Annotated in this window: 12 protein-coding genes and 1 riboswitch; all 12 genes read right to left on the minus strand. The window is 37.0% G+C overall.

What is annotated here, in order from left to right:
* Window positions 1-31: 31 nt before the first annotated feature.
* Entirely contained in the window at window positions 32-988 is a 957-nt protein-coding gene (gene metF / locus ABD792_RS05990; RefSeq protein WP_345004942.1) for a methylenetetrahydrofolate reductase [NAD(P)H], read from the minus strand.
* A 74-nt stretch (window positions 989-1,062) separates the two neighbouring features.
* The gene (gene metH / locus ABD792_RS05995; protein WP_345004943.1) at window positions 1,063-3,738 is read right to left on the minus strand and encodes a methionine synthase; all 2,676 of its coding nucleotides are present in this window, start codon (window positions 3,736-3,738) and stop codon (window positions 1,063-1,065) included.
* The gene (locus ABD792_RS06000; RefSeq protein ID WP_345004944.1) at window positions 3,738-4,019 is read right to left on the minus strand and encodes an antibiotic biosynthesis monooxygenase family protein; all 282 of its coding nucleotides are present in this window, start codon (window positions 4,017-4,019) and stop codon (window positions 3,738-3,740) included. Before ABD792_RS06000 ends, metH begins: the two co-directional genes overlap by 1 nt.
* A 20-nt stretch (window positions 4,020-4,039) precedes the next feature.
* Window positions 4,040-4,501, minus strand: a complete 462-nt coding sequence (locus ABD792_RS06005; protein WP_345004945.1) for a GNAT family N-acetyltransferase — start codon at window positions 4,499-4,501, stop codon at window positions 4,040-4,042.
* A 9-nt stretch (window positions 4,502-4,510) separates the two neighbouring features.
* Window positions 4,511-5,518, minus strand: a complete 1,008-nt coding sequence (locus tag ABD792_RS06010) for a homocysteine S-methyltransferase family protein (protein WP_345004946.1) — start codon at window positions 5,516-5,518, stop codon at window positions 4,511-4,513.
* A gap of 152 nt (window positions 5,519-5,670) precedes the next feature.
* Window positions 5,671-5,791, minus strand: a riboswitch (SAM riboswitch).
* An 86-nt stretch (window positions 5,792-5,877) separates the two neighbouring features.
* On the minus strand, window positions 5,878-6,774 hold the full coding sequence (locus ABD792_RS06015) for a metallophosphoesterase (protein ID WP_345004947.1): 897 nt from the start codon (window positions 6,772-6,774) through the stop codon (window positions 5,878-5,880).
* A 103-nt stretch (window positions 6,775-6,877) separates the two neighbouring features.
* A complete protein-coding gene (cysM, locus tag ABD792_RS06020) occupies window positions 6,878-7,768 on the minus strand; it encodes a cysteine synthase CysM (protein ID WP_345004948.1) in 891 nt (296 codons plus the stop codon).
* Window positions 7,755-8,489: a serine O-acetyltransferase EpsC gene (epsC, locus tag ABD792_RS06025; RefSeq protein ID WP_345004949.1), complete on the minus strand. Its 735-nt coding sequence runs from the start codon at window positions 8,487-8,489 to the stop codon at window positions 7,755-7,757. The genes cysM and epsC overlap by 14 nt, the downstream gene beginning before the upstream one ends.
* A gap of 43 nt (window positions 8,490-8,532) precedes the next feature.
* On the minus strand, window positions 8,533-9,585 hold the full coding sequence (locus ABD792_RS06030) for an NAD(P)/FAD-dependent oxidoreductase (protein WP_345004950.1): 1,053 nt from the start codon (window positions 9,583-9,585) through the stop codon (window positions 8,533-8,535).
* A gap of 1 nt (window position 9,586) precedes the next feature.
* Window positions 9,587-10,174, minus strand: coding sequence for a precorrin-2 dehydrogenase/sirohydrochlorin ferrochelatase family protein (locus ABD792_RS06035; protein ID WP_345004951.1), 588 nt, complete (start codon window positions 10,172-10,174; stop codon window positions 9,587-9,589).
* 4 nt (window positions 10,175-10,178) lie between these two features.
* The gene (gene cobA, locus ABD792_RS06040) at window positions 10,179-10,940 is read right to left on the minus strand and encodes a uroporphyrinogen-III C-methyltransferase (RefSeq protein WP_345004952.1); all 762 of its coding nucleotides are present in this window, start codon (window positions 10,938-10,940) and stop codon (window positions 10,179-10,181) included.
* Between the two features lie 10 nt (window positions 10,941-10,950).
* Window positions 10,951-13,062 carry a HEPN domain-containing protein gene (locus ABD792_RS06045; protein ID WP_345004953.1) on the minus strand — a complete coding sequence of 704 codons (2,112 nt, stop codon included), beginning with the start codon at window positions 13,060-13,062 and terminating at the stop codon, window positions 10,951-10,953.
* Window positions 13,063-13,071 lie beyond the last annotated feature (9 nt).

A 13,071-nucleotide genomic window follows, 5' to 3' on the forward strand; every position in this document is an offset into this window, starting at 1 on the left:
GTTTAGTTATAAGGCAAATGTAATAGAATTATTAGAATAACTCAGACGCTATCGCTTTTATATTATCACTTTTCCCCATAGAATAGTAATGTAAAAAGGGCACTCCTGCTTCTTTTAACTCTTTAGATTGCTGAATGGCAAATTCGATCCCTACTTGTCTTACCGCCTTATTATCTTTACAGGCCTCGACTGCATCGATTAAATCTTGTGGCAAATCTATTTTAAAAACCTGAGGCAACACTTGCAAATGACGCTTTATAGCAAGAGGCTTGATTCCTGGGATAATAGGCACATCTATTCCAATTGCTCTGGCTTTATCTACAAATTCAAAATACTTTTTATTATCAAAAAACATTTGTGTTATTACATAATCTGCACCAGCATCAACTTTAGCTTTTAAGCGTTTTAAATCGGAAGTAAGTGAAGGTGCTTCCATATGTTTCTCTGGATAACCTGCCACCCCAACACAAAAGTCGTAATTATGCTCAACCTCGACCGTATCATGCAAATACTTACCTCTATTCAAATCTGCTATTTGTTCTACCAATTCACTGGCATAGGCATTACCGCCTTTGGTCGGCACGAAATAGGGTTCATCTTTTCTAGAATCACCACGTAACGCTACTACATTATCGATACCTAAATAATGGCAGTCCACCAAAACATACTCAGTTTCTTCCTTTGTAAAGCCTCCACATAACAAATGCGGAATGGCATCTACATTATACTTATGCATAATAGAAGCACATATACCAACGGTTCCTGGACGCATACGCGTAATTCGTTTATCATAAAGCCCATTACCTTTATCAACATAGATGTACTCTTCTCTAGAAGTTGTTACATCTATAAATGGTGGTTTGAACTCCATTAACGGATCTATATTATTATACAAATCCTGAATATTTTTTCCTTTTTGTGGGGGTACTACTTCAAAAGAAAACAATGTCTCTCCGTTGGCTCTTTTAATGTGTTCAGTTACTTTCATATGCGTTTTATATTGCTATAGTAATCTTTTTGGTTTGCTATTTTCTTGACGCTATTCTTCGCAAAAATATATAATTATTCTTCGGCCAAATTAGGATGCAACCATTTTCTGGCTTTATCTTTAGAGATCCCTTTTCGTGTGGCATAGTCGGTTAATTGATCGTCAGTAATTTTCCCCAAGCCCATATACTTGGCTTCAGGGTTTCCAAAGTAATAACCTGATACGGCTGCCGCAGGCCACATAGCTAAACTTTCGGTTAAGGCAACACCTATAAGCTTTTCTACTTCTAGCAGCTCCCAAATAGTTTCCTTCTCAAGGTGATCGGGACATGCAGGATACCCTGGCGCCGGACGAATTCCTTTATAACTTTCTTTAATCAGCTCCTCATTCGATAAATTCTCATCGGCTGCATACCCCCAATGCTTGGTTCTCACTTGCATGTGCAAGTACTCGGCAAAAGCTTCGGCGAATCTATCTGCTATGGCCTGAACCATAATAGCATTATAATCATCTCCTTTAGCTTTATATGAATCTGCTAGTTCCTGTGCACCAAATATGCCTACACAAAAAGCTCCCATATAATCTGTTTTACCAGTTTCTTTTGGCGCAATAAAATCGGCCAATGCAATATTAGGCACACCTTCTCGCTTTTTTAATTGCTGACGTAAGGTTCTAAAAACAGCTATTTCTTTTCCTTTCTTTTGAATGGAGATATCGTCATCATTTACCGTATTGGCCTCAAACAAACCAAAAACTGCTTTTGGCTTCAACAATTGTTTTGCTACGACCTCCTTTATGATTGTTTGCGCATCTTCATATAACTGCGTAGCTTGCTCACCTACAACCTCATCGGTTAAAATATCAGGAAACTTACCGTGTAAATCCCACGAAATAAAGAAAGGCTTCCAATCGATATAAGGTAACAATTCTTTTAAACTTAGTTGTTTTAAAACTTGTACGCCTAACTCTTTTGGTTTTACTATCGGTGATGTTTCCCAGTCGATCTTATACTTTTTATTTCTGGCTTCACTAATAGATATATAAGACTTTTGCTTTCCTCGCTTTAGGAATTTTTCCCGGAATTCATCATAATCTCTTTTTAGCTTATCCGTGTATTCATGTCCTGTTTTCTTGTTCAATAAATCACCTACAACGGTTACTGCTCTGGAGGCATCATTAACGTGCACTACAGCGTTTTCATATTGTGTATCAATTTTAACAGCTGTATGTGCTTTCGACGTTGTTGCCCCACCTATTAACAATGGCAACTCGAAGTTTTGGCGTTGCATTTCTTTTGCCAAATACACCATTTCGTCAAGCGAAGGTGTAATGAGTCCTGATAAACCAATCGCATCTACTCTTTCTTTAATGGCTGTTTCAATAATTTTTTCTGGTGGTACCATGACCCCCAAATCTACTATCTCATAATTATTACAGGCCAATACAACACTAACAATATTTTTTCCAATATCGTGCACATCTCCTTTAACTGTAGCCATCAATATTTTACCTACAGGTTCTTGCTTGTCTGTTTTTTCGGCCTCAATAAATGGGTTTAAATAAGCTACCGCTTTTTTCATCACTCTTGCCGACTTTACTACCTGTGGTAAGAACATTTTTCCTGCACCAAATAGATCTCCTACTACATTCATTCCGATCATTAAATGACCTTCAATAACATCGATAGGCTTTTCTGCTTCCAATCTGGCCTGCTCGACATCTTCAATAATGTAGGCATCAATACCTTTAACCAAAGCATGGGTAATGCGATCCTGAATAGGGTTTTCCCTCCAGGACAGATCCAGAGTCTTTTCCGTTTTTGTACCCTTTACTGTTTCGGCAAAGTCCAACAAACGTTCGGTAGCATCGTCTCGTCTGTCCAGAATTACATCCTCCACGTATTCTAACAGATCCTTCGGAATATCGTCATATACTTCCAAAAGTGCCGGGTTTACAATCCCCATGTTCATACCTGCTTGAATCGCATAGTATAAAAACACCGAATGCATAGCCTCACGTACCCTATCGTTCCCTCTAAACGAGAACGAAACATTACTTACCCCTCCACTTACACTGGCATTAGGCAGATTTTCCCGTACCCAACGCGTAGCCTCTATAAAATCGATCGCATTCTTTCTGTGCTCTTCCATCCCTGTGGCTACTGGGAAAATATTTAAATCGAATATTATGTCTTCTGAAGGGAAGCCTACTTTATCCACCAGAATACGGTAGGATCGTTCACATATTTCTATTCTACGTTCATAAGTATCTGCCTGTCCAACCTCATCAAAAGCCATGACTATAACGGCAGCACCGTAACGCTTAATCTGTTTGGCCTCCCATATGAATTTGTTTTCACCTTCTTTTAGGGAAATGGAGTTTACCACACATTTGCCCTGCACAACCTGAAGCCCTGCCTCTATGATTTCCCATTTGGAACTATCTATCATGATTGGCACACGGCAAATATCCGGTTCGGCTGCAATTAGGTTTAAGAACTTAACCATGGCTTCTTTACCATCAATAAGACCATCGTCCATATTAATGTCAATTATCTGGGCGCCTCCGTCTACCTGATGTCTTGCTATATCTAAAGCTTCATCAAATTTTTCTTCTTTAATAAGCCTTAAAAATTTTCGCGACCCGGCCACATTGGTACGTTCACCAACATTAATAAAATTACTGTTCTCGTTTAAAACTAAAGGTTCTAAACCAGATAATTTCATGTATTTTGTTTGTTTTATCTTCATTATTTATAATGCTCTACTGTTGGAAACGGTTCATAAAAATGGTGCAACATTTTTTTCCACTCCTGATATTCAACAGATTTTCTAAATCCTATTTCATGGTCTTCGACGGACTCCCAATTAACCAATAAAATGTATTTATTGTCATGCTCCAAACACTTTTTCAATTCATGCGATATATATCCCTTCATGGAAGAAATGATGCCTTGTGCTTTTTGAAAGTTGTTTTCAAAATCTTCTGAAAGTCCCTCCTTTATATTTAAAATAGCTACTTCTAAAATCATCTCTAGTTATTAGTTTCTGGTTATTGGTTATTAGCAATTGACATTATCAATAATTTTCTATTTTCATCAATGGCTTCAACACCTTCTTCTATAAACCCCATTAATTTGTATAATTTTATTGCTCTTTTATTGTCTGCATACACGTCCAACCAAATCTTACTTGCTTTATAACCTTCAAAACAAATCTTCTTAACCAATTGGACTGTATCTTTCCCATATCCAGATCCTTTTTTAGATATTACAATTCTTCTGAATTCAATAATCTTATCCGAACTCAAAATCCCGGCTAAAATCACAAATCCAATGAGTAAATTACTTTTTCTTTCAAAAACAGATAAATGACTCTCAGATTCTAATATTTCTTTATGCTCACTAAAATTATATTGTTGAACAAATTGATTATTATCCGCTTCAAAATTCAATATCCTTTCAATATCTTCAAGCTTGGTTTTTCTTAATATTATTTTATCTGTTTCTACCAACCTGACAATTCAATAACTATTAACCAATAACCTCTCCCGTGGTTTATATTTTGCGGCAATATCTGCGATCACCCTAATGTGTTCGGGCGTTGTACCACAGCAGCCACCAATGATATTAATTAAGTTTTTCTTTAAATATTCTTCAATTTGCGCTCCCATTTCTTCTGGTGTTTCATCGTATTCACCAAAGGCGTTTGGTAATCCCGCATTAGGATGGGCAGAAATAGCAAAATCCGTTTTATTTGCAATAGCCTCTAAATGGGGCTGCAACAAATTAGCTCCAAGAGCACAATTAAACCCAATAGAAAACAATGGAACATGTGACACCGAAATTAAAAACGCTTCGGCTGTTTGCCCCGATAAGGTGCGTCCGCTCGCATCGGTTATAGTACCGCTTAACATGACAGGCATTTCAATATTGCGTTCTTCTTTTACTTCCTCAATAGCAAACAATGCTGCTTTTGCATTTAAGGTATCAAACACCGTTTCTACCAGAAGTAAATGCGCTCCTCCATCTATCAATGCTTCAACCTGTTGCTTATATGCTACTCGTAATTCATCAAAAGTAACCGCTCTGTAACCAGGATCGTTTACATCGGGAGACATACTAGCCGTACGGTTTGTTGGTCCTATAGAACCAGCTACAAATCTAGGTTTATTAGGTTCTTTAGCTGTAAACTCATCTGCAACTTCCCTTGCTATCTTTGCCGATTGATAGTTTAACTCATACACCAAATCTTCCATTTGGTAATCTGCCATGGCTATAGTTGTGCCAGAAAACGTGTTTGTTTCTACAATATCGGCTCCTGCCTCAAAGTATTTAGCATGGATTTCCTTGATAGCTTTTGGTTGGGTTATAGAAAGCAAATCGTTATTCCCTTGTAAAGGAATAGGATAATCCTTGAACCGCTCTCCTCTAAAATCGGCTTCATTAAACTTGTAAGCTTGAAGCATGGTTCCCATAGCCCCATCTAACACGAGAATACGCTCTTGTAAAACCTCTTGTATATTTGACATCTTTTCGATATTTTTTTATTATCTACCAAACGTAACACGCAATCTTACTGTATTATAGCAAACACAATACAGTGCGTAACTATCTATCGCTTTTAATTAAAACCGACAAATTCTTTTAATACTATGTTATCAGGAAAAGTAATGGAACATTTCCGTTATCTTTCCAACAATCCTTTATCTTCTGACTGTTAGTAGAACGTAGCACCTTCTTTACAAGATAAAGGGTTGCCAAGGCTTCACTGGGTCTATTCCCTCTGCCTTTCTTGATAACACTATTAATACGTTTATGAACTAGTGTGCAAAATTAACACTTTATTTTTGATTAATCATTATCTAAAGCATAGATAGTAAAAGGCTGTTTAAGGCTCTTTTATTTTTAACCTTCTAGACACCTCTCTTCCATACCCTTTTATAATGATGGAATCCTTCTTAATTCTTGCCACCGAAAAAGCCGTTTTGTCCTCGCTATCTACCATCCCTTTAAACGTAAGGAAATGCACTCCATTTTTTTCAATGTAATCACCATGGTGATTATGCCCATTAAAATAGAACTTAACATTGCTATAGCCTTCTATTAGTTTTAAAAACTGCTTAAAGTTCCATAGGTTATGGACTTCTTCTTCTTTGGCTACAGGAAAATGACTATAAAAACCAACCATTTCTTTATTATGTACAGCTGTTTCTAACTCGTCTTTTATCCACTTCAGCTGTTCATTGCTCAATCCGCCATTCCATTTTTGTAAGTTTGGCAAACTGTCTTTCTTCAATAGGTTAAACAGAGAATCGGTCTCTTGTTGTTTTCTTTCAGAATCTGCCGCATAATAACTTAGGTCGTTTCCATCCAAAACAATAAAACGCCAATTATTCGTTTTAAAACTATAATAGCGTTTAGACAAACCCATTCTTTTTGGGACTAAAGGTTTTAAAGAATCTGAAACACTAAAATCATGATTGCCTAAAACATGCTTTGTATTCGATTTCAACTTTTCCCAAACAGGAAAAACAGAATCAAAACTGGCATAATCCCTATCAATAAAATCTCCTAAATGAATTACATAATCTAATTCTTTGGAATTCAACACACGTACAGCTTCCTGAAGTTTTTCCTTTGCCCCTTTATAAAACCTAGTGTTGGTACTAGCACAATCGCAATATTGACAATCGGCAATAACACCAACATTAATATATTCTGGAACATTGCTTTTTTTGTTTTTACAAGCAGTAAATAAAAGTAATAAACATAATATATACTTCATTTTCTAAGAAGGCTTACGTAAGTATTATAAAATAACCTTTATTGATACGCTGGGAGGTTTAAATGTTTTCTCATACACCTCTAGGACTTCGTTCTGAAGTAATTTATTCAAATAATGTTGATGACAGGTAACGATCGCCTCTGTCACAAATAATGGCGACTATAACTCCTTCTTCTAATGTTTCCGCTAATTTTAAAGCGGTAAACACGGCACCTCCACTACTCATACCAGCAAAAACACCTTCATCTTTAGCCAATCGTTGGGTCATCGCTTTAGCTTCCACTTCGGTAACTTCAATTACTTGATCAACCTTAGAACGGTCGAAAAATTTGGGCACATATTCGGGTGACCATTTTCTAATACCTGGAATCCTTGAGCCATCGGTTGGCTGGGCTCCAATAATTTGAACAGCTTTGTTTTGTTCCTTTAAGTAGGTAGACACGCCCATGATGGTACCGGTAGTTCCCATAGCCGATACAAAGTGGGTAATCTCACCATGTGTATCTTTCCAAATTTCAGGTCCGGTAGTTTTATAATGTGCCATCCAATTATCATCATTCTCAAACTGATTGAGTAAGGTATACCCTTTTTCATCCCTTAACTGAAACGCAACGTCCCTAGATCCTTCAATACCTGCATCAGCTGGTGTTAAAATAACCTCAGCACCATAGGCTCGCATTGTTTTTACGCGCTCTTCTGTAGAGTTCTCTGGCATAACTAAGACCATATTAAGCCCTAAAAGTCGTGCAATAAAGGCTAGGGCAATTCCTGTATTCCCACTAGTTGCTTCAACCAAATACCCTCCTTCTTTAATGTCGCCTCGCTTTAAAGCTTCATTAATCATATTAAAGGCGGGTCGATCTTTAACACTACCTGCTGGATTATTACCTTCTAACTTTAAAAGAAGCTTTACTTTTTTATTTGGAATAAGCTGACTTGCCTCTACTAATGGGGTATTGCCAATAAGGTTCAAAATACTTCTACCGTATGCCATTCTTTTTGGGTCTTATCTTAATTTCTGTTTGATAGGTGACTAATGAGTTTTCTGGTACCGATTGGGTAATCCAAACGTTAGCTCCTATGGTACTATTGGCACCTATAACGATATCACCACCCAAAATGGTAGCATTGGCATAAATACAAACGTTATCTTCAATGGTAGGGTGTCGCTTTGTGGATGCTAAGCTCTTGGCTACTGAAATCCCTCCTAAGGTAACTCCTTGGTATATCTTAACTTGGTTACCTATGATGGAGGTTTCCCCAATCACGATTCCCGTACCATGATCTATGTAAAACGCTTCACCTATGGTAGCACCTGGATGAATATCTATCCCTGTAATACCATGTACATATTCACTCATCATCCTAGGAATAATTGGCACTTTTAAAACGAATAGCTCGTGACTTAGACGGTACACCGAAATTGCCAAAAAGCCAGGATAAGCCAGATAAACTTCTTCTATGCATGTAGACGCCGGATCATTTTTTAAAAATGACGTGGCGTCTAAATCTAATTTTTCTCTAATAGCGGGAAATTGCTCTTCGAATGTTTCCCAAATAGTCTCTGGATTAGCAATGGAAAGCTTTTCGGCTACCTCCAAAAACGTTTGTTTTAAAAATAACGTTTCGGATTCTTGAGGGTCAAAGAGGTTATAAAACAACCGCTTTGTAAACGTTTCCATTACTTCTCTTAAACGTACATTATAATTTTTCATCTATTACTTATCGTAAAATACATGCGAAATTTACATAAATATTTTATGATATAGACTGCACTACAGCTTTTGGTGCTTCTTTACGAGAACCATCAAACCCATCAATACCACTTACAGTTGTATACTTTAAAACATATTTTTTTCCAGGATTGATAATTCTGTATGCTGCCTGACACATCAATGTTGCCTCGTGGAAACCACAAAGGATTAATTTTAATTTTTCAGGATAGGTATTTACATCACCAATAGCAAAAATACCAGGAATGTTTGTTTGATAATTTAGTGAATTATCTACCTTGATGGCATTTTTTTCTATTTCTAAGCCCCAGTTACCAATAGGCCCTAGTTTAGGAGACAACCCAAATAATGGAATGAAATGATCTGTTTCCAATACAGTTTCTTCTCCATCTTTGGTTACGGTAACAGCTTCAATTTTCCCATCGCCATGTAAACCTGTTACTTCTGCCGGCGTAATTAAGTTTATTTTATTTAAAAGAGTTAGTTCTCTTACTTTTTCTACTGAATCTAAAGCACCTCTAAATTCATTTCTTCTGTGAATTAATGTAACTTCGGAAGCAACATCTGAAAGGAAAATACTCCAATCTAATGCAGAATCACCACCTCCTGAAATTACAACTCTTTTATTTCTGTAAATTTCTGGATCTTTAATAATGTACTCAACACCTTTGTCCTCATAATCCGTAAGACCTTCTATTGATGGTTTTCTAGGCTCAAAAGATCCTAAACCGCCCGCAATGGCGACAACAGGTGCTTGGTGTTTAGTTCCTTTATTTGTTGTAACAATAAAAGAACCGTCTTCTTGCTTTTCAATGGTTTCAGCACGTTCCCCCAATGTAAATCCGGGTTCAAACTGCTTACCTTGTTCTAACAGGTTTTTAGTTAAATCGCCTGCTAGTATTTCGGGAAATCCAGGAATATCGTAAATAGGCTTTTTAGGATAAATTTCTGAACATTGTCCACCTGGCTGCGGTAAGGCATCAATTAAATGACATTTTAACTTCAACAATCCAGCTTCAAAAACCGTAAACAATCCAGTTGGTCCCGCTCCTATTATTAGTATATCTGTTTTAATCATTTTATGCTTCTTTTTTTTCAATTAATCCTTTAGTAAATTCATTTAGCTTTTCTACCTTTTGCTCGAAATCGCCTTTTATTGTTTTTCTATATTTATTTAAATTTATTACCAATTCGTCTACATTCTCTGGAAGTACATCTTCAAAAAACTGTCTTAACCTCTTGGCTGTTGTTGGTGATTTTCCATTTGTTGAAATCGCCACTTTCACATTACCTTTTGTAACGATACCACCCATATAAAAATCACAATATGGTGGGTTGTCTGCTACGTTAACCAAAATACTTCTTTTTCTACAATGCTTATACACTTTAGCATTTACTTCTTGTTTATTGGTTGTAGCTACAACTATATGGTGTCCTTTTAAATACTTTTTATCATATGCATCTTTCACTAAGGTCACATCGCCCTGCTTTGCTAGGTTAATGGTATCTTCCCTAAACTCAGGGGATACAATAGTAACGTGAGCATCTGGACTCGACTTTAATAAAAACCCCAACTTCTCTTCTGCCACAAAGCCTCCACCTACTATTAGCACCTTGAGCTGTTGCACTTTTAAAAAGATAGGATATAAATTATTACGTCCTTCCATCTTATTACTTTATAGCCAATGCATTATAAACCGTATCTAAAATAACACGCTCTTTTACCACGTCTCCAATAACAATAATGGCTGGAGAGGCTAATCCCTTTTGGGCAACGAGCGCTTCCATAGTGCTCACTGTTCCGATTGCAACCTTTTCACTCTCCCTTGTTCCATTTTGAATGATCGCCATTGGTGTGTTTTGTTTGTTCTCTTTGGTAAACACCTTTACAATCTCATTCAATTTATGCATTCCCATCAAAATAACTACTGTAGCAGTAGACTTGGCCGCTAAAGGCACATCGGTTGATAACTGATGATTCTTTGTTGTTGCTGTAATTACCCAAAAACTTTCGGATACATTACGTTTGGTTAACGGGATACCTTGGTATGCAGGTACTGCAATTGCCGAAGTTATTCCCGGAACAACATACGTTTCTAAACCATATTTCCTTACATAGTCTATTTCTTCTGCACCCCGTCCAAAAATAAAAGGGTCTCCTCCTTTTAATCTAACAACATGGCCTTTTTGCTTCGCCTTTTCGACAATAAACTCATTTATTTGGGCTTGTTGAAATGCATAACACCCCTTACGCTTACCTACAAAAATAAGCTCTGCTTCTTTTGACGCATAAGCTAACAGTTCGTCATTGATAAGCGCATCATACAGGATAACATCGGCAGACTCGATTGCTTTAATGGCTTTAAGCGTTATCAAGTCCTTGTCTCCCGGCCCGGCACCTACAACTGTTAACTTAGGGGTTTTAGTACTCATTTATATTTTTTTAAACAGCTTTTACTTCTAGCTTATTATCTTTATTTTCAGCATCACGATATGTTCTTACCTTTTCTAAAAATCGCGTTGCATCTTCTATATATCTAATGGCAAACTCTTCTGTCGGCGCATTTTTGTTTATCTGATAAATTAATTCAGAAAATGTTCCTGTTAAGTCTATCTTATTGCTTTCAACAAAAAGTTCATCAAACTGACTAATAATACCTGCATGTGTATTTGTTTTCTTGTTTTCTGACAACAGTAATGCCTTTGCCGAATTTACCATAGAACTGTAGGCATGGTAAACAGCACTTGAATAGACTTTATTATCCAAAGATTCCTTTGCATTATCAATTTTTTCTTCGCTTTCAAAAAACAAGGTTGCAATTAAATCTATTACTACACCTGCACATTCGCCAATACCAATTTCTTTTACATATGCTTCTTCGGTTCCCCAATCAATAAAATCGTCTTGGGTTAGATTAGTAACATCCGATAAGTCGGTTAACAAATCGTAAAAATACTTCTCACCAGTTACTTTATAATACTCTAAAAACGTTTTCCCGTTGGCATTTGCTTCAAAATCATTTAAAATTCTACGCAAAGCTTCTGGTCCTCTTTTACTTGGCACTTTTACAACCTTATCGGCAAAAACGCCTTTCCCGTCACCCAAATTACCACCTCCAAGCAGTACTTGTAATGCTGGTGCTACCAACTTATCTGGTGTACGCACAGACATTCCTTGAAATCCTATGTTAGCCATATTGTGTTGTCCACAAGCATTCATACAGCCACTAATTTTTATAACCAGATCTTCATTATTTAAATACTGTGGGTACTCAGCCTTTATAACACGTTCTAATTCATCAGCGATACCAGTACTACTTGCTATCCCCAAATTACATGTATCTGTCCCTGGACAGGCTGTAATATCAACTGCTTTATTATATCCAGCCTCTACAAACCCAAGTTTTTCTAATTCTGTATAAAAAAACGGAACTAATTCTTCTTTAACAAATGGAATAACAATATTTTGTCTTAACGACAGACGAATTTCCCCAGCGGCATAGTTTTCTACCAAGTCTGCTAATAATCTAGCCTTATCGGTGTAAAAATCACCTAAAAGCACTTTAATGCCTATGGCTACATAACCTGCCTGCTTTTGCGGTATTAAATTGGTCGATTTCCAAATATTGAATGCTTCCTGATCTTTAATGGTTACTTGAGGCGCTTCAACCGATACTGGTTTTGACACTTTATACGCATCGGCATCAATAGGCACCGATTTAAGAGCAATGGCCTTTTGTTCCGCAGCAACCAAATCCTTAAATGCTTCTAGACCAATGTCCTTAATAAGAAATTTCATTCGCGCCTTAGAACGGCTTTTACGCTCTCCATGACGATCAAATATTCTTAAAACGCCTTCCATTAACGGAATAATCTTATCTGAAGGCAAAAAGCTATAGAGCTCATCGGCTTCACGTGGTTGAGAACCCAATCCACCACCAATCATTACTTTAAAGCCACGAATGCCATTTTCTACTTTAGCAATAAAACCAAGGTCATGCATATATGAGAGACCTGTATCTTCATCGGAAGCAGAAAAAGAAACCTTAAATTTACGTCCCATTTCTTGACAGATAGGATTTCTTAAGAAGAAACGAAACAAAGCATCGGCATAAGGCGACACATCAAAAGGTTCGTTAACATCAATCCCTGCAGTTTCCGAAGCTGTTACATTACGCACTGTGTTTCCACAAGCCTCTCTTAACGTAACATCATCTTTTTCCAATTCTGCCCAAAGCTCTGGTGTTCTGTTTAAATCGACATAGTGAATTTGTATATCCTGGCGTGTTGTAATATGCAAACGACCACGTGAATATTCGTCGGACACATCCGAAATGCGACGCAATTGATTGCTTAACACCTTTCCATAAGGTAATTTAATACGAATCATCTGCACACCTTCTTGACGCTGACCATAAACACCACGTGCCAAACGAAGGCTTCTAAATTTCTCCTCATCAATTTTACCGTTGTTAAATAACTCTATCTTATTGGCTAATTCAATAACATCCCTTTCAACAACAGGATTCTCTATTTCTGTTCTAAAACTTTGCATTTTACCCAC

Source organism: Snuella lapsa (assembly GCF_039539345.1).
Lineage (GTDB): Bacteria > Bacteroidota > Bacteroidia > Flavobacteriales > Flavobacteriaceae > Snuella > Snuella lapsa.